We start from the raw sequence: 245 nt of genomic DNA, 5'->3' as shown, positions 1-245 counted from the left end.
AAAATCGCCTATATTGTTCTTTAAGTGACTTGATATGAGGGGTTTCAAACATTAGTTTAGAATTATAGTCAAGTAATTTAACTCTTGTTTAATCAAATGGTAAATCCACCATCAGCAGTGAATACTGCACCTGTGCTACAGGCAGAAGCATCAGCTGCTAAGTAAAGACAATGTGCTGCAACTTCCTCTGGAGTACCGATTCGTATGATAGGAGGTGCCTTCATCATCAATAGGATTACTTTGCG

1 protein-coding gene is annotated in these 245 nt (G+C 38.4%); it reads right to left on the bottom strand.

The features are described 5' to 3' along the window. Positions 1 to 92: 92 nt before the first annotated feature. Complete coding sequence (locus tag I5349_RS13960) at positions 93 to 224, bottom strand: SDR family oxidoreductase (protein WP_226391382.1); 132 nt, start codon at positions 222 to 224, stop codon at positions 93 to 95. Positions 225 to 245: the final 21 nt, after the last annotated feature.

The sequence above is a fragment of the Penaeicola halotolerans genome, from assembly GCF_016464625.1.
Taxonomy (GTDB): domain Bacteria; phylum Bacteroidota; class Bacteroidia; order Cytophagales; family Cyclobacteriaceae; genus Penaeicola; species Penaeicola halotolerans.
Note: the sequence above shows the minus strand (reverse complement) of the source record. Positions and strands in the feature narration are given on the sequence as shown.

Coding starts and splice junctions, on each gene's coding strand:
- I5349_RS13960 (WP_226391382.1), bottom strand. CDS start 224: ATGAAGGCACCTCCTATCATACGAATCGGTACTCCAGAGGAAGTTGCA.